Below are 24,935 nucleotides of genomic sequence, written 5' to 3'. Positions count from 1 at the left end.
GATCCACTTTTCCGCACGATGCGCTAGGTCCTGCGAGTCATGCGTCAATCCCGCCTTCTCCCGCTGATCATCGCGACTGCCCTGTTCATGGAGAACACGGATTCGACCGTCATCTCCACGTCGCTGCCGATGATCGCGCAGAGCCTCGGGACGGATCCGATCGCCCTCAAGCTTGCCCTGACCTCCTATCTGGTGAGCCTTGCGATCTTCATCCCGATCTCCGGCTGGATGGCCGACAAGTACGGGGCCCGGACGATCTTCACCGCGGCCATCGGGGTCTTCATGGCGGGATCGCTCGCCTGCGCGGGCGCCAATTCCCTGGAATGGTTCGTCATCGCCCGGTTCATCCAGGGGGCCGGCGGCGCCATGATGGTTCCCGTGGGCCGCCTCGTTCTGCTGCGCAGCGTCGCCCGCAGCGAGGTGGTTCAGGCCCTCGCGACCCTGACGATCCCGGCCCTGGTCGGCCCCATCGTGGGCCCGCCGCTCGGCGGCTTCATCACCACCTATTTCCACTGGCGGTGGATCTTCTTCATCAACATCCCCATCGGGATCCTCGGCATCGTCCTGGCGACGATCTACGTGCCGAACATCAGGGAGGAGGACACGCCGCCCCTCGACGTGATCGGGTTCCTGCTCTCCGGCTTCGGGTTCGCCCTGCTGATGCTCGGCTTCGCCTCGGGCGGCCGGCATCTCATTCCGGCCGAGATCTCGACCGGCTGCGTGGTGATCGGCGCGATCTGCCTCGTCCTCTACGTCTTCCATGCCCGGCGGACCCCCTACCCGGTGCTGCAACTCAGGCTCCTGAAAGTCCCGACTTTCCGCATCAGCGTGGTCGGCGGCTTCCTGTTCCGGGTCGGCATCGGGGCGATCCCGTTCCTGCTGCCGCTGATGCTCCAGGTGGGCTTCGGTCTCAGCCCGCTCGCGTCCGGATCGCTCACCTTCATCGCGGCGGTCGGCGCCCTGTTCATGAAGACCATGGCGAAACGCATCCTGGAGCGGACGGGGTTTCGCCGGCTCCTGATCGTCAACGCGTTCATCGGGGCGGCCTTCGTCGCCGCCAACGGCTTCTTCACCCCGGAGACGCCCCACTGGCTGATCATGATCATCCTGCTGGTCGGCGGCTGCTTCCGCTCGCTCCAGTTCACCAGCCTCAACGCCATCGGGTATGCGGAAATCTCCAACCGGGAGATGAGCTACGCCACGAGCCTGTCGAGCGCCCTCCAGCAGGTTTCGCTGAGCATCGGCGTCGCCTTCGGGGCCTTCGTGCTGGAGACGGCGGCCAGCCTCGACGGCGACGCCACGATCACGGCGGCGGATTTCGGCCCGGCGTTCTGGGCCGTCGCGACCGTGTCGGCTCTCGCCGGCTTCGTCTTCATCGGCCTGTCGCCGACCGCCGGCGCCGAGATGTCGGGACACAGGATTGTGAAGGAGAAACCTGCCTCCACGGGTCTCGGAGACGGTATGTCGGGACGCTAGGCCGCGCTACCTTCCGGTTGGGAATAAAGGCGCCGGACCAATCCGGCCCTTCGGGAGGCCCGCATGGATCAACGCATCATCGATCTCTACGACGACTTCACCCATGGCGGCATGAGCCGCCGCAACTTCCTCGACAAGCTCGCCGCCCTGGCCGGCAGTACCGCCGCCGCGACGACCCTCCTGTCGGTCCTGCAGAGCAACTACGCGCAGGCTCAGACCGTCGATGAGAGCGACCCGCGGATCACGACGGAAACCGTGGACATCCCGGGCGTCCCGGGGCTGAAGGGCTATCTCGTCAGGCCGAAGGACGCCACCGGCAAGCTGCCGACCGTGATCGTCATTCATGAGAACCGCGGGCTCAACCCGCACATCAAGGACGTGACCCGCCGGGTCGCCACCCAGGGCTTCGTGGCGCTCGGCCTCGACTGTCTCTCGCCCATGGGCGGCACCCCGGCCGACGAGGACAAAGGCCGCGAGATGATCGGCCAGTTGAAGCAGCCGGACGTGATCGCCTTCGGCAAGGCGGCCGTGGCCTTTCTGAAAGGCCGCCCGGACAGCAACGGCAAGGTCGGAGCCATCGGCTTCTGCTGGGGCGGCGGCGCGGTGAACAACCTGGCGGTCAACGAGCCGGACCTCAATGCAGGCGTGGCGTATTACGGCGGACAGCCCAAGGCCGAGGACGTGCCGAGGATCAACGCCGCCATGATGCTGCATTACGGCGGACTGGACGAGCGCATCAATGCCGGCATTCCGGCCTACGAGGCGGCTCTGAAGCAGGCGGGCAAGACCTACGAGATCTACGTCTACGAGGGGGCCAACCACGCCTTCAACAACGATACCGGGGCCGCCCGCTACAACAAGGAAGCCGCCGACCTGGCCTGGAGCCGGACGATCGGATTCCTGAAGAAGAGCCTGGCGTAAGCGTTCCCCTTCCCGTCATGGCCGGGCTTGTCCCGGCCATCCCGATCCTGAAGAATGCGGCGCCTCGATCGACCGGGACCACCGGCAAAGGGTCGGCGATGACAGACGGGTCGCCCGATCAGTCCTCGAAGGCCTCGACCTGAACCCGCCTGCCGATCATGAAGGCATCGCCCACGAGGCGGAAAGGCGCGTCGTCCACCTCGGACTGGCGGGCGTTCAGCAACTCGTCGAAGCGTCGGTAGATCCCCTGGTATTCCGCCGGCTCCTCCTGCACCACCTGCCGGCCGCCGATCTCCAGGCAGCTGCCGCCATGGGAGAGCTTGAGGCTCAGGCCCGCTTCCGTCTCGACCTCGATGTCCCAGGTCTGCGGTCCGGTCTGGCGCCAGTCGAACACGGCCTGCAGGTCCCCCTGTCCGTGGCTCATGGAGAACGTCAGATGGGCGGCGATCGGCGCGTCGCGGTTGGCCGGGAATTCGAGATCCGAAGCCTTGATGAAGACCGGCTCGGGCATGATGCGGGTGACGATGGAGAGCGCGTTGATGCCGGGATCGAACACGCCGAAGCCCCCCGGCTGCCAGATCCATTGCTGGCCCGGATGCCAGTGGCGCACGTCCTCCTTCCAGGTCACGAGAAGGCGCTTGATCGTCCATCCGGCGAGGGCCTTCTTGGCCTCCTCGACGGCCTTGTTGTACTGGGCATGCCAGGTGGTGAACACGACCTTCCCCACCTTGGCGGCGAGCTCCTTCAGGTCCTCGAGCTCGCTCAAGGTGGCGGCCGGCGGCTTTTCGAGCAGCACGCTCTTGCCCGCCAGGAGCGCCTCGCGGGCAATCTGGTGGCGGACCTGGGGCGGCGTGCAGATCGCCACCGCCTCCACCTCGGGGATCTTCAGGAGGTCCCGGTAATCCTGGAAGCTGTACTTCGCCTCGTCCGGCTGCAGCCCGCGCTGGCTCGCGACGGCCAGGAGCTCGAAGTCCGGGTTGGCCTTGATGACCGGCAGATGCTGATCCTGTGCGATCTTGCCGAGGCCGATGATGCCGATCTGGTGCGCTGCCATGGTCGTGTCCTTTGCGAAAATCAGGCCCCGGGCAAGACCCGTCAGGCGGCGGGCGTCCCGTCGGCCCGCCCCCGGAAACCGGTCGCCATCACGTAGAGTTCCGCCGAGTCGGCACGGCTCGCCGCCGGCTTCACGTGGCGCACGACCGCGAAATCCCGCTTGAGATCGGCCAGCAGCTGGTTCTCGGTGCCCCCCTGGAACACCTTGGCCACGAAGGCGCCGCCCGGCGCCAGAATCTCGCGGGCGAAATAGATCGCCGCTTCCGCGAGGCCGATGATGCGCAGGTGATCGGTCTTCTTGTGGCCGGTGGTATTGGCCGCCATGTCCGACATGACGATGTCCGCCGGACCGCCGAGCATCTCGATCAGCCGGCCGGGAGCGCTCTCGTCCAGGAAGTCGAGCTGGATGAACTCGACGCCCGGCATGGGGTCGATCGGCAGAAGATCGATGCCGACCACCTTTCCCTTCGGGCCGACCTTCGTGGCGGCGATCTGCGACCAGCCGCCGGGCGCGGCGCCGAGGTCCACGATGCGCTGGCCGGGCTTGAGGAGATGGTACTTCTCGTCGATCTCCAGGAGCTTGAAGGCCGCGCGCGAGCGATAGCCCTCGCGCTTCGCGCGCGCGACGTAAGGGTCGTTGAGCTGGCGTTCGAGCCACTTCTGCGAGGAAAGCGTCCGCTTGTGGGCGGTCTTCACGCGCTGCTTGAGATTGCGGGTCCCGGATCCCGCTTTCGCGCTCACCGCTGCCCCCCTCGCCACACGAAATCCTCTCGCATCATCTTCATCAGAATTCCTTCGCGCAATCCGCGATCCGCAATGCGCAGGCGCTCCGACGGGAATGCCCGCCGGATCGCTTCCAAGATGGCGCAGCCCGCGAGAACCAGATCGGCGCGCTCCCTGCCGATGCAGGGATTCTCGGCCCGCTGCGTGAAGTCCGAATGCAGCAGACGCTGCATCACTGTCGAGATCTCGCCGTTGCGCATCCACATTCCGTCGACGCGGCGCCGGTCGTAGCGCGCGAGTCCCAAGTGAATGCCGCCGACCGTGGTGACGGTTCCCGAGGTCCCGAGGAGGTGGAAATGCCGGGCCCGTCCCGCCTGCGCCGCCACCAGGGCGAAATCGAGCAGAAGATCGGACACCTCTTCGACCATGCCCTCGAAGGTTTCCGGCGTCACATCGATGCCGCCCCAGCGCTCGGCCAGGGTCACGACGCCCACGGGAAGCGAATCCCAAGCGCGGATCCGCTTGCAGGGATCCGCGAAGGCATGCGGCGCCTGACCGTCGAGCCAGGCGATTTCCGTCGATCCGCCACCGATGTCGAACACGATGACGGAATGCGCCTTGGGATCGACCAGGGACGCGCATCCGGTCACGGCCAGATACGCTTCGGTCTTGCGGTCGACGATCTCGAGATCGAGGTCGAGTTCGTCGCGCACGCGCTCGATGAAGGACGGGCCGTTCTCGGCGAGACGGCACGCCTCCGTGGCGACGAGGCGCGCCCGCGTGACGTCCTTCGCGGCCATCTTCTCGCGGCACACGCGCAGGGCGTCGAGCGTACGGGCGATGGCGTCGTCACTCAGCCGGTTGCCGAGGCCGAGGCCTTCGCCGAGCCGGACGATGCGCGAGAACGCGTCGACGACGCGAAAGCCGAAATGGGCCGGTTCCGCAATGAGAAGGCGGCAATTGTTCGTGCCGAGATCGAGCGCGGCGTAGCTTTTGGAAGACCGCCGGCGCGTACCGGTCCGGGCCGGCGCGGGACGCTCCGCGACCAGGGAGGCGCCGTTTGCGGACCCGTTCAGCGGGTCCGCATGTCGGTCTCCTGGTTCTGCTGTCGCGTCCACTTTGACGGTCAAAACGAATCCCCGGGCGTCCCGATCGGACGCCGTATTCGATCAAGAGAGTAACCATCGCCGTGCGCTCCTGCCAAGGGCAGCCGCCGCAGATTGTACCCTACCCCTTCCGGGACGGTCAGAGCCGGAACTCCTTGAACCGATCCGTGAGTCCCTTCAGGACATCGGCTCCGACATTGGCGATGGCAACGCGCAGATGTCCTTCCTGACCGGGCCCGAAATAGCTCCCCGGCAGGCACAGGACCCCTCGCTCCGTCGCAAGCTTCTCCGCAACCTGCTGGGCCTTGGCCTGCGGGAACGGGTGACGCAGATACGCGAAATAGGCCCCGACCGACTCGATTTTCCATTCCGGCAGCGGCGCGAGCGCCTCCTGAAAAACCTGTGCACGCCGGTTGATCTCGGCCCGGTTGTCCTCGCGCCAGTCGCGCAGGGCGTCGATGGCCCAGGGCAGCCCAGCCTGGGCCGTCCGGGGCGCGCAGATCTGGATGCAGTCGAGTATCTTGGCGATCTGGTCGATGAGCGGGGCATCGGCCGTGATGGCTCCCGTGCGATGACCCGGGATCGCGTAGGATTTCGAGAAGGAATAGAGCTGGATCACCGTGTTGCGCCATTCCTCGCCAATGAACAGACCGTGCGCGCGGTTCATGCCCTGCGGCAGGAAGTCCCGATAAGTCTCGTCGATCACGAGATAAATGCCGCGTCTGGCGCAGAGCTGTGCGAAGCCTTCGATCACATGCGCGGGATAAACGGCGCCGGTGGGATTGTTGGGCGTGACGAGAACGATGGCCCGAACCGTCCCGTCGAGCAGGGGCTCCGCATCCTCCACCCGGGGCACGAACCCGTTCTCCGCCCGGCACGGGAGCGGGCGCGGCTCGATGCCGAGCATGTCGAGCGTCATCTGGTGGTTGAAGTACCAGGGCGTCGGCAGGAGCACCGCGTCGCCCTGGCGGGCGAGCAGCATCATGGCGGCGAAGAACGCCATGTTGCAGCCGGCGGTCACCGCCGTGTCCTGGGGTCCGATCCGGCCCTCGTACAAGCGGGACAGATCCGCCGCGTAGGCCTGTCGCAGATCCGCGTCCCCATTGATCGGCCCATATTGCGAGCCGGCCGCAGAGCCCGCGGCAGCCCCCATCCGGGCGAGCAGCTCGGCATGGGGCGGATTGCCCGGGACGGCCTGCGACAGGTTGATCAGCGGACCCAGGGAGCCGTCATAGCGCTTCGTCCAGGCCTGAGCCTCGGGAATCGGCGGAGAGCCGACATCGGCGACGAGAGGGTTGATGGGGTTCGCGAGACCGCGGGTCATGAGGCCATCCGATTCCGACAAAAGAGAAAAGGGCAGGATGTCCGGTGAGGGTTCACCCAAACGTCCTGCCCTTCAAGACCTGATTGGTCCGCCTGCCTCCTCGGCCGGCGGATGCCGGCCACGAGGCCAGGAGCGAAGGATCAGTCCTTCGCACGCTCCACGTAGGAACCGTCTTCCGTCATGATCACGACGCGGGTGCCGGCCGTGATGTGGGGCGGCACCAGGGTGCGCACGCCGTTGGACAGCATGGCGGGCTTGTAGGACGACGACGCGGTCTGACCCTTGACCACCGGCTCCGTGTCGGTGATCTCGAGGGTGACGCGGGCCGGCAGCTCGATGGCGATGGCAACACCGTTATGGGTCGAGAGCATCACGGCCATGCCTTCCTGGAGATAGGCCTTCTGGTCGCCGATGATGTCCTCGGGCACGGTCACCTGGTCGTAGGTCTCCGGGTTCATGAAATGGAACCCCTCGCCGTCCTCGTAGAGGAAGGTGTGCTCGCGGTCCTCCACGAAGGCCCGCTCGACCTGCTCGGTGGTGCGGTAGCGCTCGGACACCTTCACGCCGTCGGAGATGCGGCGCATGTCGAGCTGGGTGACCGGCGTTCCCTTGCCGGGGTGGATATTCTGAGCGGTGAGAACCACATAGAGTCGGCCGTCGATGTCGACGACGTTGCCTTTGCGGAGCGTTGAGGCGATGACCTTCACGGGAAGCTTTCCTTGTGACAGATAGGGGCGCGTCATGAGGGTCGGGTCGCCGAGCCTTCAGGAGCACCGAAACCGGTTTTCCGAGCCGCAGTAGCCTATCTTCGCGAAAATCGCCAGTCCGACCTTGATGAGCCCTCTGGAATGGATCGACCCGTACCTTCCCCCTCTCCCTGGTGGATGCCCCACGTCCATGCGGACCGCCGGCCCTTCCTTCTGAGCAGGAATCGGATCCAGGCCGGCGTCCGGGCGTTCTTCGCCTCACGGGATTTCGTGGAAGTCGACACGGCTACGCTCCAGACCTCGCCGGGCAACGAGGCGCATCTTCACGCCTTCGTCACGGAGGCCGTCGGCCTCGACGGCTCGCGGGCGCCCCTTTACCTGCACACCTCTCCGGAATTCGCCTGCAAGAAGCTCCTGGCGGCCGGCGAGACCCGCATCGCCTGCTTCGCCCATGTCTACCGCAACCGGGAACGCGGCCCCCTGCACCATCCGGAATTCACCATGCTCGAATGGTACCGCGCAGGCGAAGGCTACGAGGCTCTCATGCGCGACTGCGTAGAGATCCTGCGCCTGGCGGCGGAAACCGCCGGAACCCGCACCCTCGCCTGGCGCGGCCGCGAGGCCGATCCGTTCCGTGAGCCGGAGCGCCTGAGCGTGGCCGAGGCGTTCGACCGCTTTGCCGGAATCGACCTCCTCGCCTCCATCGACGCGAGCGGCGCGACGGATCGGGACCACTTGGCCGCCGGCCTGAAGGCGGCGGGCATTCGGGTGGCCGGGGACGACACCTGGGCGGACCTGTTCAGCCGCGTCGTCGTGGAGCGTGTCGAGCCCCATCTCGGCCTCGGTCGCGCCACGATCCTGGACGAGTACCCGGTCGCGGAAGCGGCCCTCGCCCGCCCGAGCGCCCGCGACCGGCGGGTGGCGGAGCGGTTCGAGCTCTATGCCTGCGGGGTCGAGCTCGCCAACGCGTTCGGCGAACTGACGGACGCGGCCGAGCAGCGGCGGCGCTTCGGGGCGGAAATGGCGGAAAAAATGCGGATCTACGGCGAGAGCTATCCGGTGGACGAGGATTTCCTGGCAGCGCTGGCCCGAATGCCCGAGGCGAGCGGCATTGCTCTTGGCTTCGACCGCCTCGTGATGCTCGCCACCGGGGCCGCGCGCATCGACCAGGTGCTCTGGGCGCCCGTGCCGGAGACGGGCCGTTGAACGCGATCCGCCCCATCCGCACCCCTGTCGAACTCACCGAGGCGGGCCTCGTCGGTCCGGACGAGCGCGCGGCGATCGAAGCCGTGGCCGAGCGCTACGCGATCGCGATCAGCCCCGCCATGGCCGCGCTGATCGACCGGGGCGATCCGCAGGACCCGATCGCCCGTCAGTTCGTGCCGGATGCCGCCGAACTGACGATCATGCCGGACGAGCGTGCCGATCCGATCGGCGATCTTTCGCACAGCCCCGTCGAAGGCATCGTTCACCGCTACCCGGACCGGGTCCTGCTCAAGGCCGTGCATGTCTGCCCGGTCTATTGCCGCTTCTGCTTCCGCCGCGAAATGGTCGGGCCCCAGGGGCTCGGCACCCTGTCGCCGGACGCCATGGACCGAGCCTTCGCCTATATCGCCGGCAACCCGGAGATCTGGGAGGTGATCCTGACCGGGGGTGATCCGCTGGTTCTGTCCCCTCGTCGTCTCGCGGAGATCATGGAGCGGCTTTCCGCCATCGATCACGTGAAGATCGTTCGTTTCCATACCCGCGTGCCCGTGGTCGAGCCGGAGCGGGTCGACCAAGCCCTGATCGCGGCCCTGAAGGCGAGCAGCAAGACAACCTACGTGGCCCTTCACGCCAATCACCCGCGCGAGCTAACGGCCGAGGCCCGGGCCGCCTGCGCGCGGCTCGTCGATTCAGGCATCGTCATGATCAGCCAGTCCGTGCTGCTGAGAGGGGTCAACGACGATCCCGATACGCTCGCGGCCCTCATGCGCGCCTTCGTGGAGACGAGGGTAAAGCCCTATTACCTGCATCATCCGGACCTGGCCCCCGGGACGAGCCACTTCCGCCTGACGATCGAGGAAGGCCGGGCCCTCGTCGCCGGTCTGCGAGGTCGAATCTCGGGACTGTGCCAGCCGACCTACATCCTCGACATCCCGGGCGGTCACGGCAAGGCGGTCATCGGTCCCGATGCGATCCAGGGCCGAGAGGGCTGTTACTCGGTCTCGGACTACAGGGGCCGCGAGCACACCTATCCGCCGGACCGATAACATAAGTCCATTCATAGACTTATCCGTTCAGCCCGAGAACATTTCAGGCGGGCGTGCTTTGATCGCCGCGCCCTTGCACCTGTGCGGCCATGCCGGATGAGGATCGTTCATTCGTGCCTTTCATCCCGACCCGTATCCACGCTGCCATCGACTGCCCGACCGGGCTCGCCCTGATCATGGCGCCCTTCGTGCTCGGCTTCGCCGACAATGGGCCGGCCCGATGGGTGCCCATGATCCTCGGGGCGGCCATCCTGGTCATGAGCCCCATAACGGACGACGAGCTGTCGCCGGGACGGCTGATCCCCATGCGGGCTCATCTTGGGGTCGACGGGGCCGGCGGACTGCTTCTGGCGGCCTCCCCTGGCTCTTCGGCTTTTCCGATCAGGTGTCCTGGCCCCATCTCATCCTCGGCGTGTTCGAGATCGCCGTCGCCCTCACGACGAACCCCGTCGCCGGAACGACGGAAATCGGCGTGACCCGCGACTACGACTGAGACCCGGTTCGGCCGTCGCGGGAGGACCCTCGCGGGAAAGTGCGCTAAGATCGCCGCGAAGCGGGTTCATCGGAACCTGCCGGAGGCGGAGCCCGACGATGGCGAACGATGCGGCCAAGCCGGCCGAAGAGCACCAGCGCGTCGATTCCACATTCCGCAACGGCTCGATCACGGCGATCGGCGTGGTCGTCGGATTCTCTCTGAGCTTTCTGAGCCGCTGGTCGGCGCTGCCCGGCGAATGGGCCCATTCGGATCTGGTGTCGGTCGCGCTGATCACGGTCGGCTTGGCCCTTCAGGTCAAGGCCCTGGCCGACCTGCTCCTTGTCTCGTCGCTCCAGCTCAAGCGGTACAACCGCTCGGTCCGGTACTTTCTGACCGGTCTCGGCCTGGTCGGCCTGGGCGTGGTGCTGGCCGTCTTCGCCGACCTGCTCGGATTCGGCGGCATCGTCCTTCAGGGATGACGGCCTGAGCACCGGACCCAAAAGTGAAACCTTCTCTGGGTCCAGTCCTCTAGAGCATCGGACGGAAAAGTGGATCCGGTTTTCACTGACGTGGCCCTTCGGGTCGCTGGCGCGGCCCGCTGGGTCCGTTCTGACCGATGCTCTCATTCAAGAAGAAAGCATCGGATGGATCCCAAAAGTGCAAGTCCACTTTTCACGTCCGATGCTTCAGTCGAAGCCCGGCTTGCCGCTGCGCCCTTTCTTGATCTCGGACCGCCGCCCTTTCGCCTCGAGCCTGCGCTTCTTCGAAGCCAGGGTCGGGCGGGTGGGCCGGCGCGGCTTGGGGCGCTCCGTCGCCTGCCGGATCAGTTCGACCAGACGCGCGACCGCATCCTCGCGGTTGCGGTCCTGACTGCGGAAGCGTTGGGCCGTGATCACGAGAACACCGTCGTTGGTCATGCGCTTCCCGGCAAGCCGTTCCAGCTTCTCCTTCACGAAATCCGGCAGCGAAGGAGAGTGGCGAACGTCGAAGCGCAACTGGACCGCGGTCTCGACCTTGTTGACGTTCTGGCCTCCCGGTCCGGACGCGCGAATGAAGCTTTCCTGGAGTTCCGCCTCGTCGAGGGCAATGGAATTCGTCACCTGGATCATCAAGGGCCTCGGACCGGACGCGGATTAGGACAAGTGGAGCATCGGAGCGGAATTCCAATGCAAGCTTATCCGGCGCTTGTCGATGGGCTCGAGACGTCTTAAGCGCCTCATGCACCCCGCTTTTCCGGATCGCAAGGTCCGGCCTCTCCCATGGCTCTCCATGTCTGCCATTCTCGCCAGCCTGATCCCCACCTTCCTGATCATCGCCACCGGATGGCTCTGCCGGGTGACGAATTTCGTCAGTGAGCCGCAATGGGCCGGTCTCGAGCGGGCCACCTATGTGATCTTCTTCCCGGCCCTCATCATCGACACCCTCTCCCGGGCCGATCTGACCTCGGTCCCCGTCCTCGGTGTCGGCGGTGCGCTGGTCGGCGCCATCCTGACCATGGCCGTGCTGGTCCTGGGGCTGCGCCCCATCCTCGAGCGCAGGCTCGGGATCGACGGCCCGAGCTTCACGTCGATCTTCCAGGGCGCGACCCGCTGGAACACCTTCGTCGGGCTGGCGGTCGCGGGAAGTCTCTACGGCCAGCGGGGGATCGCCCTGATCGCAGTTGCCATCGCGGCCATGGTGCCGCTCCTCAACCTGCTCGCCTTCTACGTCTTCATCCGTTTCGCCGGCAGGCCCAAGCAAAGCCCTTGGGACATCTTGCGCTCGTTCGTCACCAATCCGTTCATCTGGTCCTGCGCCATCGGCCTTCTGCTGAACGTCCTGGTGCCGCCGCTGCCCAAGCCTCTGGCCGCGTATATCGACGTCATGGGGCGCGCGGCGCTCGCGGCCGGTCTGCTGATCGTCGGCGCGGGCCTCGACATCCGCAGGCTCGCCCGTCCCGGAATCCCGCACCTGCTGACAGCCGGCCTGAAGCTCGTCCTGATGCCGGTGATGGCCGTCGCCTACGCGGGTTTCATCGGCGTGGAAGGCGACGACCTGACGGTGACCATCGTCGCATCGTCCGTACCCTCGGCCAGCGCCGCCTTCGTGCTGGCACGCCAGATGGGCGGCAATGCAGGCCTCATGGCCGAGATCCTGACCCTGCAGACCCTGCTGGCCCTGATCTCGATGCCACTCCTGATTTCAGTGCTCGGTTGATGATACAACTTGCAGCTTAATTAAACGGCCTTGTCTTATTTTTGGTTGTGCTGCTATCTAGAGCCAGTGAAACATAGAGACAGCGTCGGCATCGATGGCCAAACCTCCGCACCGATCCTTCCTCCCCTCCCTGGCGAACGAACAGCCCGGAGGCCAGGCGGCCGATGCGGGCCGGCCGGAGATGTCGGTCACCGAGACGGCCGAGTACATTTCGGAGTTTTCCGCCGTGCTCTCTTCCCTCGCCCGAGAGGCGAAGCTCGATCTCCTGGCCTACCTGCTGGACATGGCCAGATTGGAAGCCGTCCGCGTTCGCGAGGCTCCCGGCGAGGACCGCTAGAGCATCGGGCGCAAAAGTGGGAACCGGTTTTGCGTGAAAAGATGCTTCAGGCAAAAGCCAAAAGCATCGGGCGCAAAAGTGGCCGCACTTTCGGGATCGATGCGCTAGGGGCTGGCGATCAACGAGACCGCGTTGCCGCCGTGCCGCTCGAGCCGTCCGGCGATCTCAAGTTCCAGGAGAGCCATCTGAACGTTGCGGATCGACAGGCCGGATTGCCGGACCAGATCGTCAACCGTCACCGGCGAAGGGCCGAGAAACGCCACCAGGTCGGACTGGACGTCACCGGTTGCATCGTCCGCCCCGGCCTCGGGCATGATCGGGCGCACGGGCGCTCGGAGGACGTCGGGAAGATCCAGCTCGTCCCAGAGCTCTTCCGAACCGAGGACATGGATCGGCTCCTCCGCACCTTGATCGAGGCGGGGGCCGGATGCGATCAGCGGCTCCAGGACGCTCGTCACATGCTCGACGCTGGCGCACAGGGTGGCACCTTCGCGGATCAGATCGTTCGTTCCCTCCGCGCGGGGATCGAGGGGTGAACCCGGCACGGCGAAGACCTCGCGTCCCTGCTCCAGGGCGAACCGGGCCGTGATAAGAGAACCCGAGCGCCGCGCCGCCTCGACGACCACCACGCCGTAGCAGAGGCCCGACACGATCCGGTTGCGGCGCGGAAAGTCCCGCCCGCGAGGCTCCCAATCCATGGGCATCTCGGAGAGCACGGCCCCGCCCTGCTCCACGATGGACTCGACGAGCGGTGCGTTCTGAACCGGGTAGATCCGGTCATGTCCGCCGGCCAGCACCGCGACGGTGCCGGTTGCCAGGCTCGCCCTGTGGGCCCTCGTGTCGACGCCGCGCGCCAGGCCCGACACGACCGAATAGCCGGCTTCGCCGAGCTGCCGCGCCAGGCGCTCAGCGAAGGTGAGGCCCGACGCGGACGCGTTGCGCGATCCCACGACGGCGACCGAAGGTTTGGCCAGAATCCCGGCCGAACCCCGGAGCGCAATCAGCGGCGGCGCGGTATCCACGGCCTGAAGGGTCTTCGGGTAATCGGGCTCGCCCATGGCGATGAAGCGGACGCCGAGGCGCGCCGCCCCGGCCATCTCCGTCTCGGCCTCCGCCCGGGTGCAGACCTTCAGGCCCGGGCTTCCGCTGCGACGTCCGAGATCGGGCAAGGCCTCCAGGGCGCCGGCGGCGCCCCCGTATTGGTTGATCAGCGCGCGGAAGGTGCGCGGTCCGACCTTCTCTGAGCGGATGAGGCGAAGCCAATCGAGCCGCTGCTCATCCGTGAGAATCATGGGTTATCCCTTCTGGCCGATCTTGCCTTCTGTCCCGGCCAGAAGGCGGCTGATGTTCTGGCTGTGCTTCCACCACAGCAGCGCCACGAGGATGACCGCCATCCCGGCCATGCCGGGCTCGCCCAGCAGCCACAGGACGATCGGGGTGGCCGCGCTGGCGATCAGAGCGGAGAGCGAGGAGTACTTGGAGGCGAATGCCACTCCGAGCCAGATCAGGCAGAAGATGAGCGCCGCCAGCGGCTTCAGGCCGATCAGCACGCCGATGAAGGTGGCCACGCCCTTGCCGCCCTTGAACCCGAGCCAGACGGGAAAAAGGTGGCCCAGAAAGGCGCCGAGGGCGGCGACCGTCGCAAATTGCGGCCCCCACTGCGCGGCGATCACCACCGGGACCGTGCCCTTGAGGGCGTCGGCTACGAGCGTCGCCGCGGCGAGACCCTTGCGGCCCGTGCGCAGCACGTTGGTGGCGCCGATATTCCCGGAGCCGATCTTGCGCACGTCGCCCAGGCCGGCCATGCGGGTGAAGATCAGGCCGAACGGAATCGAGCCCAGAAGATAGCCGAAGAGCAGGGCGGCCAGCAGGTGGAGGAGGTTGACTTCGTCGGACATTCTCTTCTCGTTACATCGTATCGCGCCGAAAGACCACCCTGCCCCCAACCATCGTGGTCGAGACCTGCCCCTCCAGCCGCGCCTCGTCGAAGGGTGTGTTCTTGGACAGGGACCTGAGGTGGCGCTTGTCGAGCACGTAGGGCGCGTCCGGATCGAAGACGAACAGATCGGCCGGAGCGCCCGCCGAAAGCCGGCCGGACGGAAGCCCCAGGATTTCAGCGGGCCGCAAGGACATGGCCCGCAGCAGCCTCGGAAGGGAAAGCCGGCCCGAATGGACGAGCCGAAGGGCCGCCGAGAGCAGCGTTTCCAGCCCCACGGCCCCGTCGGCCGCCTCGGCGAAGGGCAGCCTCTTGTTTTCCACATCCTGTGGATTGTGGTCGGAGACGATCACGTCGACGGTCCCGTCGGCCAGGGCGTCGATCACGGCCTGGCGGTCGTCCTCGTGGCGCAGGGGCGGCGAGAGCTTCAGGAAGGTGCGGTAATCGCCGATATCGTTCTCGTTGAGCGCCAGATGGTTGATCGAGACCCCGCAGGTCACCGGCAGCCCCCGATCCTTCGCATGGCGCATGATCTCGGCCGAATCGGCGCAGGAGATCATCGCCGCGTGGTAACGCCCGCCCGTGAGGCGCACGAGCCGGACGTCACGTTCGAGCATCACCGTCTCGGCCTCCCGCGGGATGCCCGGGAGCCCCAGCCGCGAGGCGAACTCGCCCTCGTTCATCACTCCCTGCCCGACGAGGTCGGGATCCTCGACGTGATGGATGATCAGCGCGTCGAAATCGCCCGCATAGGTGAGGGCCCGCCGCATCACCTGGGCGTTCGTGACCGAGCGGGCACCGTCCGTGAAAGCGATCGCGCCGGCCTCCCTGAGGCGGCCGATCTCGACCATCTCCCGCCCCTCGAGCCCTTTCGTCAGCGCCGCCGCGGGGCGGATATTGACCATGGAGGTGTCCCGTGCGCGGCGCACGATGAAGTCGATGACGGCCGGATCGTCGAGCGCAGGGCTGGTGTCGGGCATGGACACGACCGTGGTCACGCCGCCGGCCGCCGCCGCCTCGCCGGCGCTCTTGAGCGTCTCGCGGTACGGCCCTCCGGGTTCGCCGATGAAGGCGCGCATGTCGATGAGGCCAGGGGCCAGCACCTGCCCGCCGCAATCGATCACCTGCGCGTCGGAAGCCTCGCTCACCTGCGGTCCGACCGCCTGGATGAGGCCATCGCGCACCAGCACGCCTCCCCGCTCTTCGCGGTCGCGGGCGGGATCGATGAGACGGGCGTTCTTGAAGAGGACGGGTTGGTTGCTCATGACGCGCCTCACCGGTTCGGCAGATGGCTCGCCAGAGCCTCCAGCACCGCCATGCGCACGGCGACGCCCATTTCGACCTGCTCGCGGATGAGCGACTGCGCGCCGTCCGCGACGTCCGACGAGATCTCCACGCCCCGGTTCATGGGGCCGGGATGCATCACCAGCGCATCGGGCTTCGCGAAGGCAAGCTTTTCCTGATCGAGGCCGTAGAAGCGGAAATACTCCTTCACGGAGGGGACGAAGGACCCGTTCATGCGCTCGCGCTGCAGGCGCAGCATCATGACGATGTCCGCATCCTTGAGCCCCTTCTCCATGCTGGTGAAGGTTTCGAACCCGAGCCGGGCGATCCCGGGCGGCAGCAGGGTCGAGGGCGCCACGAGGCGCACCCGCGCGCCCATGGCGGCGAGCAGGATCATGTTGGAGCGGGCGACGCGGGAATGCAGGATGTCGCCGCAGATCGCCACGGTCAGGCCTTCGATCCGTCCCTTGTTGCGGCGGATCGTGAGAGCGTCGAGCAGAGCTTGCGTCGGATGCTCGTGGGCGCCGTCGCCCGCATTGACCACCGCGCAATCCACCTTCTGGGCGAGAAGATGCACCGCGCCGGCCGCATGGTGGCGCACGACGATGATGTCGGGCCGCATGGCGTTCAGGGTCACGGCCGTGTCGATGAGGGTCTCGCCCTTCTTCACCGAGGATGAGCCCACCTGCATGTTCATCACGTCGGCGCCCAGCCGCTTGCCGGCGATCTCGAAGGACGATTGGGTGCGGGTGGAGGCCTCGAAGAACAGGTTGATCTGCGTCCGGCCCCTGAGGGTCGACTTGCTCTTCTCGATCTGGCGGCTCACCTCGACCTGTTCGTCGGCCAGATCGAGCAGCGCCTGAATGTCCAGGGGAGACAGCCCCTCGATGCCGAGGAGATGCCGGTGGGGAAAAACGGATCGGGGGGCGTCAGTCATCTTAAAGCGATGGCTATAGGCGCTCCGGGAAACCGCCGCAAGCAGGGTCTCTACGCGGGACGCGCTTCAACCCTAGAATCATCAGGGATTGTGCTGAAGGGCGGTCACCATGCACGCGTTCGAGACCCACGACGTCATCAATCAGCCGCCCCCGTTCGGCGACGTGAACCTGATCGCCGCCAACCGGCCCCTGCTCGACGCCCTGACGGCCAGCGGCGTCGCAATGGAGGGAGAGCGGCTCCTGGACTTCGGCGCGGCCTGGGGATCGGCGGAGCGGCTCGACATCGGCCGGCTCGCCAACGAGAACCCGCCCAAGCTGCACACCCATGATTCGCGGGGCTACCGGATCGACGCGGTGGAGTTCCACCCGGCCTATCACCTGCTCATGCGGGCCAGCATGGAGGACGGCCTGCACGCCTCGACCTGGGACGAGCCGCGGACCGGCCATGCCCATGTGGCGCGGGCCGCGCGGCTCCATACGGCGGCAGGCGTCGAGAGCGGGCATGTCTGCCCCATCACCATGACCCATGCGTCGGTCGCGGCGCTCGCCGCCTCGCCGAACCGGCTCGCCGAGTGGCTGCCGAAAATCCGCTCGCGCGCATACGATTCCCGCTTCATCCCCTTTTGGGAGAAGCAGGCCGTCACGCTTGGCATGGGCATGACCGAGAAGCAGGGCGGCACCGACGTCCGGGCGAACACGACCCGCGCCGAACCCAAAGCCGGAGACGAATACGAGCTGACCGGTCACAAGTGGTTCATGTCTGCCCCCATGTGCGACGCCTTCCTCGTGCTCGCCCAGGCGCCCGGCGGGCTCACCTGCTTCCTCGCCCCCCGCTTCCGGCCTGACGGCTCCCTCAACGCCCTGCGGCTGCAACGGCTGAAGGACAAGCTCGGGAACCGCTCGAACGCCTCCTCCGAGGTCGAGTTCCAGGAGGCCTTCGGCTGGCGGATCGGCGAGGAGGGTCGCGGGGTGCGCACCATCATCGACATGGTGCAGCTGACCCGGCTCGATTGTGCCGTGGCCTCGGCCGGGCTCGTCCGGATGGGACTGGCCCTTGCCGCCCACCACGTCCGGCACCGCAGCGTGTTCCAGAAGCGGCTCGTCGACCAGCCGGCCATGCGCATGGTGCTCGCCGACCTCGCCCTGGAGAGCGAGGCCATGACGGCCCTCGCATTGCGGGTGGCCGACAGCTTCGACCTCCGGCAGGCGGACGGCCGCGAGGCCGCCTTTGCCCGTCTGGTGACCCCGGCGGCCAAGTTCGGCATCTGCAAGGCTGCCCCGCGGCTCCTCTACGAGGCGATGGAGTGCCTCGGCGGCAACGGCTACGTGGAGGAGAGCGCCCTGCCCCGGCTGTATCGCGAGGCGCCGGTCAACGCGATCTGGGAGGGCTCCGGCAACGTGATCGCCCTCGACATCCTGCGCGCCGAGAACCGGGAGCCCGAGGTCGCCGCCTCCGTTCTCGAGCGCCTGATGAAGGATGCCGGCGATCTTCCGGGCGCCTCGGATGCGGCCCGGGACATCGTCCTGGCCCTGCAATCCACCGACGCGGAGGCGAAGGCCAGATTCGTGGCCGAACGGCTTTTCGTCCTGGCCGCCGCCGCGGCCCTGACCCGGTCCGCACCGCCGGACATCGCCGAGGTCTATGCCCTGACCCGCCTTGCCGTTCCGTCGCGGATGATCGGCGCCAACGACCTGGGAGGAGCGGTGAATCCCTTGCTGGAGCGGGCATTCGTGGCCATATAGGAAACATCCGTACAAGTCCGATTTGACTTGTCGGCGATCATCTACCACTTATCCCGCCCTGCGCTGGCCAAGGGCTGACCGGCGCATCTGCCCTGGAGACAGGGCATCCGCCTGCTCCCGCTTTTAGGAAGTCGTTCATGAAAGTCCTCGTCGTCGAGTCGCCTGCGAAGGCCAAGACGATCAACAAATATCTCGGCAAGGATTACGAGGTCCTGGCCTCCTTCGGGCATATCCGCGATCTGCCCGCCAAGGACGGCTCGGTCGACCCGGATGCCGATTTCCGCATGATCTGGACGCTCGAAGACCGGGGCTCGAAGCGCGTCTCCGATATCGCCAAGGCGATCAAGGGGGCCGAGAAGCTCATCCTGGCCACCGACCCCGACCGCGAGGGCGAGGCCATTTCCTGGCACGTCCTGGAAGCCCTGCGCGAGAAGCGCGCCCTCAAGGACCTGCCCGTCGAGCGGGTGACCTTCAACGCCATCACCAAGGATGCCGTCCAGGCCGCCCTGCGCCAGCCGCGGGAGATCGACCAAGCGCTCGTCGACGCCTATCTGGCCCGCCGGGCCCTGGACTACCTCGTGGGATTCACCCTCTCGCCGGTCCTCTGGCGCAAGCTGCCGGGGGCCCGCTCGGCCGGCCGCGTGCAGTCGGTGGCCCTGCGCCTCGTCTGCGACCGGGAACTCGAGATCGAGACCTTCAAGCCCAGGGAATACTGGTCGCTGATCGCCACCTTGGCGACGAAGGACGGCGGAGTGTTCGACGCGCGGCTCGTCGGCGCCGACGGCAAGAAGATCCAGCGCCTCGACATCGGCAACGGCAAGGACGCGGAAGCCTTCAAGAAGGACCTGGAGCTGGCGACCTTCTCGGTGGCCAACATCGAGGCCAAGCCGGCCAAGCGCCATCCGTATCCGCCTTTCACGACCTCGACCCTGCAGCAGGAGGCTTCCCGCAAGCTCGGCCTGGCGCCGGCCCAGACCATGCGCATCGCGCAGCGTCTCTACGAAGGCGTCGATATCGGGGGCGAGACGGTCGGCCTCATCACCTATATGCGAACGGACGGGGTGGACATGGCGCCCGAAGCCGTCCAGGCGGCCCGCCGGGTGATCGGCAAGGAATACGGCGAGCGCTACGTTCCCGGCGCCCCGCGCAAGTACTCGACCAAGGCCAAGAACGCCCAGGAGGCCCACGAGGCCATCAGGCCGACGGACATGGGCCGTCTGCCGAAGGCTGTGGCCAAGTACCTGGAGCCCGAGCAGGCCCGTCTCTACGACCTGATCTGGACCCGCACCGTGGCGAGCCAGATGGAATCGGCCGAGCTCGAGCGCACCACGGCCGACATCGCCGCCCGGGTCGGGCCGCGCAAGCTCGACCTTCGCGCCACCGGCCAGGTGATCAAGTTCGACGGCTTCCTCACGCTCTACAACGAGAGCAAGGACGACGAGGGCGACGAGGACGAGGGACGTCTTCCCCCGATGAAGGCGGGCGATCCTCTGGAGCGCCGCCGGATCAACGCCTCCCAGCACTTCACCGAGCCGCCGCCCCGCTACTCGGAGGCCTCTCTCGTGAAGCGCATGGAGGAGCTCGGCATCGGACGCCCCTCGACCTACGCGGCCGTGCTCCAGACCCTGCGCGACCGGGAATACGTGCGGATCGAGAAGAAGCGGCTCGTGCCCGAGGACAAGGGCCGGATCGTCACGGCGTTCCTGGAAAGCTTCTTCCGCCGTTACGTGGAATACGACTTCACGGCGGACCTCGAGGAGCAGCTCGACCGGATCTCCAATTCGGAGATCGACTGGAAGCAGGTGCTGCGCGACTTCTGGCGCGATTTCTCGGCCGCCATCGGCGGGACCAAGGAGCTGCGCACCACGGAAGTGCTCGATGCCCTCAACGAGCTTCTCGGGCCGCACATCTTTCCGGACAAGGGTGATGGATCCAACCCGCGCACCTGCCCGACCTGCGGCACCGGCCAGCTCTCGCTGAAGCTCGGCAAGTTCGGCGCCTTCATCGGCTGCTCGAACTACCCGGAGTGCAAGTACACCCGACAGCTTGCCGCCAGCGGCGTGGAAGGCGAAGGCGACGGCTCGTCGGAGAACGGCGGGCAGCCTGGCGTGAAGGTGCTGGGCACCGATCCCGAGACGGGTCTGGACGTCACCCTGCGCGACGGTCGGTTCGGTCCCTTCGTGCAGCTCGGCGAAGGCGAGAAGCCCAAGCGCTCGTCCCTGCCCAAGGGCCTGTCGCCGGCGCTCGTCGATCTGGAGAAGGCCCTGAAGCTGCTGGCATTGCCGCGGCAGGTGGCGACCCATCCGGAATCGGGCGAACCGATTCTGGCGAGCATCGGCCGCTACGGGCCCTATGTTCAGCACGGCAAGACCTACGCCAATCTCGGGCCCGGCGACGACGTGCTGGAGATCGGGGCCAACCGCGCCATCGACCTGATCGTCACCAAGGAGAGCGGCGGCGGAGGGGCCCGACGCGGGGCGGGCGATCCTGGCCGGGCGCTGGGCGACGATCCGGAATCCGGCAAGCCCATCGTGGTCAAGGCGGGACGCTTCGGCCCCTACGTGACCGACGGCGAGACCAACGCCACCCTGCCTCGGACGATGGCCCAGGATGCGGTGACTCTGGACGAGGCCGTCGAGCTTCTGAAGGTCCGTCGCGCCGCCGCTCCGTCGAAGAAGGCCGCCCGCGGCCGCAGGGCCCCGGCCAAGAAGGCGGCCGCCAAGGCACCTGCGGCCAAGAAGTCTGCGGCCAAGAAAGCCGCTCCCAAGACGGCGGCGAAAAAGGCAGCGGCCAAGACGCCGGCGGCCAAGAGGGCCCCGGCCAAGAAGACCGCCAAGGCAGGCTGATCCCGATGCGGGAGTGGCTGTCCTGGCTGTCGGTCGAATATGACGACCAGATCGAGATGATGCTGCGCCTGTGCGGCGCAGCCATCGCCGGCATGGTGGTGGGTATCAACCGGGACATCCACAACAAGCCGATCGGGATGCGCACGCTCGGCCTCGTGGCCCTGGGGGCCGCCCTCGTGATTCTGTCCGGCTCGGTCTATGAGGGCCTGCACTTCGGTCAGGACGCGGTCAGCCGCGTCGTCCAAGGCATCATGACCGGCCTAGGCTTTCTGGGCGCCGGCGCGATTCTCCGCGGTCGTGACCAGATGCAGGTGCAGGGTTTGACGACGGCAGCGACTGTCTGGATTGCGGCGGGCCTCGGCGTGACGGCAGGCCTGGGCGCCTGGTTCATCACGGTGACGGGCACCCTGGTGACCCTGTTTCTTCTGACGTTCGGCAAGCGGATGGAGGAAATCCTGATCCGCGTCTTCGGCCGGAGCGAAGACGCCGATGAGGACGATTAGAAGACGAGCCCGAGGCCCAGAACGGCCACGGCCGCCATGGAGAGCCAGATCAGGCTCGACCCGTAGGAGCGGTGGGCCGTGCGCGTGACATCCGGCTCGTCGAACGCGAAGGCCTCGCCGGCATTGCGTGCCGCGCGGTCCAAATGAAGCTTCTGCGCCGGTCCCAAGCTCGTCCGCGTCGTCACGTCCGTTTCTCCTGCTAAGCTCATGCTTAACCATTCAACGTGAATGGAATTTAAACAGTTCCGCATGACAGCCGGAAGACATTCTTTAGAGGCAAACGTTGGTAACCTTTACGGCCTAACCTGATTGAACATTTGTCCCCTTTTCGTGCCGACCGCCCTTCCCGTTTCCGTTTTGTTCTCGTATAAAAACGGAATGAGAAATAGTGTAAAGAAACGCGAATCATCAGCCCGGACCAAGGTCCCAATGACAGACAACGACGATCTCTTCGGGGGCGCGAGCGCCAAGCGCGCGGCGCCTGCCTCGGCCCGCAACGCCGCCGTGAAGGTGTCCCGGCCCGCTCCCCAGCAGGGCACGCCGGGGGAAGCCGGCTATGACGCTTCGGCCATCGAGGTGCTGGAGGGGCTCGAGCCCGTCCGCCGCCGTCCCGGCATGTATATCGGCGGCACGGACGAGAAGGCCCTGCATCACCTCTTCGCCGAGGTGATCGACAACTCCATGGACGAAGCGGTCGCAGGACATGCGAGCTTCATCGAGGTGGAGCTGGAGGAAGGCGGCTGGCTGTCCGTGACGGACAACGGGCGCGGCATCCCGGTGGACCCGCACCCGAAATTTCCGAAGAAGTCGGCCCTCGAAGTCATCATGACCACCCTTCACGCGGGCGGCAAGTTCGACTCGAAGGTCTACGAGACCTCGGGCGGTCTGCATGGCGTCGGCGTGTCCGTGGTCAACGCCCTGTCCGAGATTCTCGAGGTCGAGGTGGCGCGCGGCCAGACCCTGTACCGCCAGATCTTCGCCCGCGGCCTTCCCCAGGGCAAGCTCGAGACCGTGGGCCGCGTGCTCAACCGGCGCGGCACGAAGGTGCGCTTCAAGCCCGACTGGCAGATCTTCGGCAAGGAGGCCCACTTCCAGCCCCGCCGCCTGTTCAAGATGGCCCGGTCCAAGGCCTATCTCTTCGGCGGCGTGGAGATTCGCTGGAAATGCGCTCCGTCCCTGATCGAAGGCCTGGAGAACGTACCGGCGGAAGCCACCTTCAAGTTCCCGAACGGCCTGAAGGACTACCTGCTCCACGACATCGAGGGCAAGGAGCTGGTCACCGACCAGATCTTCGCCGGCAAGATCACCAAGCCCGGCAGCCATGGCTCGCTGGAATGGGCGGTCGCCTGGATGGCGAACGAGGACGGGTTCTCCACCTCCTACTGCAACACCGTGCCGACCCCCGAGGGCGGCACCCACGAGAATGGGCTTCGCATCGCCCTCCTGCGCGCCCTGCGCGAGCACGCGGAGCGCGTCGGCCAGTCCAAGCGCATGGCGGCGGTGACCACCGACGACGTGATGGCCACCTGCGCGTCGATGCTGTCGGTCTTCATCCGCGAGCCCGAGTTCCAGGGCCAGACCAAGGACAAGCTGGCCACCGTCGAGGCCGGTCGCATCGTCGAGAACGCGATCCGCGACACCTTCGACCATTGGCTCGCGGCGGCCCCGCAGCAGGCCAACAAGCTGCTGGACTGGGTGATCGACCGGGCGGAGGAGCGCCTGCGCCGCCGCCAGGAGAAGGAGGTCGCCCGCAAGACCGCCACCCGCAAGCTGCGCCTGCCGGGCAAGCTCGCCGACTGCTCGAATGCCGGCGCCAAGGGCTCCGAGCTCTTCATCGTCGAGGGCGATTCGGCGGGCGGCTCCGCCAAGCAGGCGCGGGACCGCGCCACCCAGGCGGTGCTTCCCCTTCGCGGCAAGATCCTGAACGTGGCCTCGGCCGGGCGTGAGAAGCTGCACCAGAACCAGCAGCTCTCCGATCTCGTGCAGGCGCTGGGATGCGGGACGGGCTCACACTACAAGTCCACGGACCTGCGCTACGAGAAGGTCGTCATCATGACCGACGCGGACGTGGACGGCGCCCATATCGCGTCCCTGCTGATCACCTTCTTCTACCGGCAGATGCCGAAGCTCATCGACGACGGGCATCTGTACCTGGCGGTCCCGCCCCTGTACCGGCTGACCCAGGGCTCGAAATCGGCCTATGCCCGGGACGACGCGGACCGGGAAAAGCTGATGAAGACGGTCTTCAAGGGCAGCGGCAAGGTCGAGATCGGCCGGTTCAAGGGCCTCGGCGAGATGCTGCCCGGCCAGCTCAAGGAAACCACCATGGACCCGAAGAAGCGCCTGCTGCTGAAGGTCGTCGTGGAGGCGGACGACAAGCCGGAGGCCAGCGACGCCGTGGAGCGCCTGATGGGCAATAAGCCCGAGGCCCGCTTCGCCTTCATCCAGGAGCGCGCAGCCTTCGCGGACGAGGCGGATCTGGATATCTGATCGGGTTCCTCTTGAGAGTCCGCGGTCCGATGGCGTCACCGGCCCGGTGATCCCGATTCGGTGAAGCGCGGCGCTCTTCCGATCGGGATGGCCGGGACAGGCCCGGCCATGACGTGAGAGGGTGTCATCACCCGCTCACACACACACCACGTCATCACCGGGCTTGTCCCGGTGATCCCGCTTCTGAGAGGCGCCGCGCTTCACCTTATCGGGATGGCCGGCGAGAAGCGCGTGATCACTGGCCGGCCATGACGTGGGAGGGTGTCGGACCGGCTCCACGAAAATATTTCGAAAAATTTTCGGAACCGCTGGAACCAACCCCGTTCCATGGCGTTCTACAAGCTCACCGGCTCATTCTGCCCCCACGGGCCGGTCCCTCAAAGGCTCCGGTTTCGGGGCCTTATTTTTTTGCCGTGCAGCTTCCGTCTCCTGTGGATCCTGCCTCCTGTGGATCCTGCCTCCCATGGATCTCTTGCCGTGCCGGGGCGTCTTCAGGATGGCGGGCCGGCTGGACTAGCGCATCGGACGGAAAAGTGGACCCGGTTTTTCGCGTCGAACGGTGCGCCGCTCAAGGGATTGAGCATCGGATCCGATCCCAAAAGTGGATTCCACTTTCGGGTCCGAT

The 24,935-nt window shown here is 66.6% G+C and carries 22 protein-coding genes and 1 pseudogene; 12 read left to right on the top strand and 11 right to left on the bottom strand.

Annotated elements, in window-relative coordinates:
• Positions 1 to 39 precede the first annotated feature (39 nt).
• Positions 40 to 1,476 carry a DHA2 family efflux MFS transporter permease subunit gene (locus OCW50_RS06450; RefSeq protein WP_262296863.1) on the top strand — a complete coding sequence of 479 codons (1,437 nt, stop codon included), beginning with the start codon at positions 40 to 42 and terminating at the stop codon, positions 1,474 to 1,476.
• 63 nt (positions 1,477 to 1,539) lie between these two features.
• The gene (locus OCW50_RS06445) at positions 1,540 to 2,397 is read left to right on the top strand and encodes a dienelactone hydrolase family protein (protein ID WP_262296862.1); all 858 of its coding nucleotides are present in this window, start codon (positions 1,540 to 1,542) and stop codon (positions 2,395 to 2,397) included.
• Positions 2,398 to 2,515: 118 nt separating this feature from the next.
• Here the strand turns inward: OCW50_RS06445 and OCW50_RS06440 are convergent, their stop codons facing one another.
• From OCW50_RS06440 to efp, 5 genes are all read right to left on the bottom strand, one after another.
• Positions 2,516 to 3,451 (bottom strand): Gfo/Idh/MocA family protein, encoded by a 936-nt coding sequence (locus OCW50_RS06440; RefSeq protein WP_262267841.1) that lies wholly within the window; start codon positions 3,449 to 3,451, stop codon positions 2,516 to 2,518.
• 41 nt (positions 3,452 to 3,492) lie between these two features.
• Positions 3,493 to 4,191 carry an RlmE family RNA methyltransferase gene (locus OCW50_RS06435; protein ID WP_262267842.1) on the bottom strand — a complete coding sequence of 233 codons (699 nt, stop codon included), beginning with the start codon at positions 4,189 to 4,191 and terminating at the stop codon, positions 3,493 to 3,495.
• A complete protein-coding gene (locus OCW50_RS06430; protein ID WP_373371318.1) occupies positions 4,188 to 5,303 on the bottom strand; it encodes a Ppx/GppA phosphatase family protein in 1,116 nt (371 codons plus the stop codon). The genes OCW50_RS06435 and OCW50_RS06430 overlap by 4 nt, the downstream gene beginning before the upstream one ends.
• Before the next feature lie 115 nt (positions 5,304 to 5,418).
• On the bottom strand, positions 5,419 to 6,603 hold the full coding sequence (locus OCW50_RS06425) for an aminotransferase (protein ID WP_262267843.1): 1,185 nt from the start codon (positions 6,601 to 6,603) through the stop codon (positions 5,419 to 5,421).
• Between the two features lie 140 nt (positions 6,604 to 6,743).
• A complete protein-coding gene (gene efp, locus OCW50_RS06420) occupies positions 6,744 to 7,346 on the bottom strand; it encodes an elongation factor P (RefSeq protein ID WP_262267844.1) in 603 nt (200 codons plus the stop codon).
• Between the two features lie 105 nt (positions 7,347 to 7,451).
• Here efp and epmA point away from each other — a divergent pair, with 105 nt between their 5' ends.
• The 4 genes and pseudogenes from epmA (at position 7,452) to OCW50_RS06405 (ending at position 10,516) form a co-directional block, all read left to right on the top strand.
• Entirely contained in the window at positions 7,452 to 8,516 is a 1,065-nt protein-coding gene (gene epmA / locus OCW50_RS06415; RefSeq protein WP_262296861.1) for an EF-P lysine aminoacylase EpmA, read from the top strand.
• The gene (locus OCW50_RS06410; RefSeq protein ID WP_262296860.1) at positions 8,513 to 9,562 is read left to right on the top strand and encodes a lysine-2,3-aminomutase-like protein; all 1,050 of its coding nucleotides are present in this window, start codon (positions 8,513 to 8,515) and stop codon (positions 9,560 to 9,562) included. Before epmA ends, OCW50_RS06410 begins: the two co-directional genes overlap by 4 nt.
• A gap of 89 nt (positions 9,563 to 9,651) precedes the next feature.
• A pseudogene (locus OCW50_RS33650) lies at positions 9,652 to 9,912 on the top strand (SPW repeat domain-containing protein); the annotation flags it as partial.
• A 241-nt stretch (positions 9,913 to 10,153) separates the two neighbouring features.
• The gene (locus tag OCW50_RS06405) at positions 10,154 to 10,516 is read left to right on the top strand and encodes a hypothetical protein (protein ID WP_262296859.1); all 363 of its coding nucleotides are present in this window, start codon (positions 10,154 to 10,156) and stop codon (positions 10,514 to 10,516) included.
• Between the two features lie 207 nt (positions 10,517 to 10,723).
• Here the strand turns inward: OCW50_RS06405 and arfB are convergent, their stop codons facing one another.
• Positions 10,724 to 11,146: an alternative ribosome rescue aminoacyl-tRNA hydrolase ArfB gene (gene arfB / locus OCW50_RS06400; RefSeq protein WP_262267849.1), complete on the bottom strand. Its 423-nt coding sequence runs from the start codon at positions 11,144 to 11,146 to the stop codon at positions 10,724 to 10,726.
• 160 nt (positions 11,147 to 11,306) lie between these two features.
• Here arfB and OCW50_RS06395 point away from each other — a divergent pair, with 160 nt between their 5' ends.
• Together OCW50_RS06395 and OCW50_RS06390 are read left to right on the top strand one after the other, a co-directional pair.
• The gene (locus OCW50_RS06395) at positions 11,307 to 12,233 is read left to right on the top strand and encodes an AEC family transporter (RefSeq protein WP_262296858.1); all 927 of its coding nucleotides are present in this window, start codon (positions 11,307 to 11,309) and stop codon (positions 12,231 to 12,233) included.
• 94 nt (positions 12,234 to 12,327) lie between these two features.
• Entirely contained in the window at positions 12,328 to 12,570 is a 243-nt protein-coding gene (locus OCW50_RS06390; RefSeq protein ID WP_262267851.1) for a hypothetical protein, read from the top strand.
• Between the two features lie 104 nt (positions 12,571 to 12,674).
• Here OCW50_RS06390 and dprA read toward each other — a convergent pair whose 3' ends face one another.
• Genes dprA through OCW50_RS06370 form a run of 4 tightly spaced genes read right to left on the bottom strand, consistent with a single transcriptional unit; the run spans position 12,675 to position 16,727 of the window.
• On the bottom strand, positions 12,675 to 13,862 hold the full coding sequence (gene dprA, locus OCW50_RS06385) for a DNA-processing protein DprA (protein ID WP_262296857.1): 1,188 nt from the start codon (positions 13,860 to 13,862) through the stop codon (positions 12,675 to 12,677).
• A gap of 3 nt (positions 13,863 to 13,865) precedes the next feature.
• Positions 13,866 to 14,468 (bottom strand): glycerol-3-phosphate 1-O-acyltransferase PlsY, encoded by a 603-nt coding sequence (gene plsY / locus OCW50_RS06380; protein WP_262296856.1) that lies wholly within the window; start codon positions 14,466 to 14,468, stop codon positions 13,866 to 13,868.
• A gap of 10 nt (positions 14,469 to 14,478) precedes the next feature.
• Positions 14,479 to 15,771, bottom strand: a complete 1,293-nt coding sequence (locus tag OCW50_RS06375) for a dihydroorotase (RefSeq protein ID WP_262296855.1) — start codon at positions 15,769 to 15,771, stop codon at positions 14,479 to 14,481.
• A gap of 8 nt (positions 15,772 to 15,779) precedes the next feature.
• Complete coding sequence (locus tag OCW50_RS06370) at positions 15,780 to 16,727, bottom strand: aspartate carbamoyltransferase catalytic subunit (RefSeq protein ID WP_262296854.1); 948 nt, start codon at positions 16,725 to 16,727, stop codon at positions 15,780 to 15,782.
• A 109-nt stretch (positions 16,728 to 16,836) separates the two neighbouring features.
• Here OCW50_RS06370 and OCW50_RS06365 point away from each other — a divergent pair, with 109 nt between their 5' ends.
• The 3 genes from OCW50_RS06365 (at position 16,837) to OCW50_RS06355 (ending at position 21,820) form a co-directional block, all read left to right on the top strand.
• Entirely contained in the window at positions 16,837 to 18,471 is a 1,635-nt protein-coding gene (locus OCW50_RS06365) for an isovaleryl-CoA dehydrogenase (protein ID WP_262296853.1), read from the top strand.
• Between the two features lie 137 nt (positions 18,472 to 18,608).
• Complete coding sequence (topA, locus tag OCW50_RS06360) at positions 18,609 to 21,317, top strand: type I DNA topoisomerase (RefSeq protein WP_262296852.1); 2,709 nt, start codon at positions 18,609 to 18,611, stop codon at positions 21,315 to 21,317.
• Between the two features lie 5 nt (positions 21,318 to 21,322).
• Positions 21,323 to 21,820 (top strand): MgtC/SapB family protein, encoded by a 498-nt coding sequence (locus OCW50_RS06355; RefSeq protein WP_262267858.1) that lies wholly within the window; start codon positions 21,323 to 21,325, stop codon positions 21,818 to 21,820.
• Here the strand turns inward: OCW50_RS06355 and OCW50_RS06350 are convergent.
• Positions 21,817 to 22,005: a hypothetical protein gene (locus OCW50_RS06350; RefSeq protein ID WP_262267859.1), complete on the bottom strand. Its 189-nt coding sequence runs from the start codon at positions 22,003 to 22,005 to the stop codon at positions 21,817 to 21,819. The two genes, OCW50_RS06355 and OCW50_RS06350, sit on opposite strands and share 4 nt — an antisense overlap.
• Positions 22,006 to 22,249: 244 nt before the next feature.
• Between OCW50_RS06350 and parE the strand changes: the two genes are divergently transcribed.
• The gene (gene parE / locus OCW50_RS06345; protein WP_262296851.1) at positions 22,250 to 24,310 is read left to right on the top strand and encodes a DNA topoisomerase IV subunit B; all 2,061 of its coding nucleotides are present in this window, start codon (positions 22,250 to 22,252) and stop codon (positions 24,308 to 24,310) included.
• The last annotated feature ends 625 nt before the right edge of the window (positions 24,311 to 24,935 follow it).

The sequence above is a fragment of the Microvirga sesbaniae genome, assembly GCF_025460805.1.
GTDB classification, from domain to species: Bacteria; Pseudomonadota; Alphaproteobacteria; order Rhizobiales; family Beijerinckiaceae; genus Microvirga; species Microvirga sesbaniae.
This window is presented reverse-complemented; position numbering and strand designations above follow the sequence as displayed.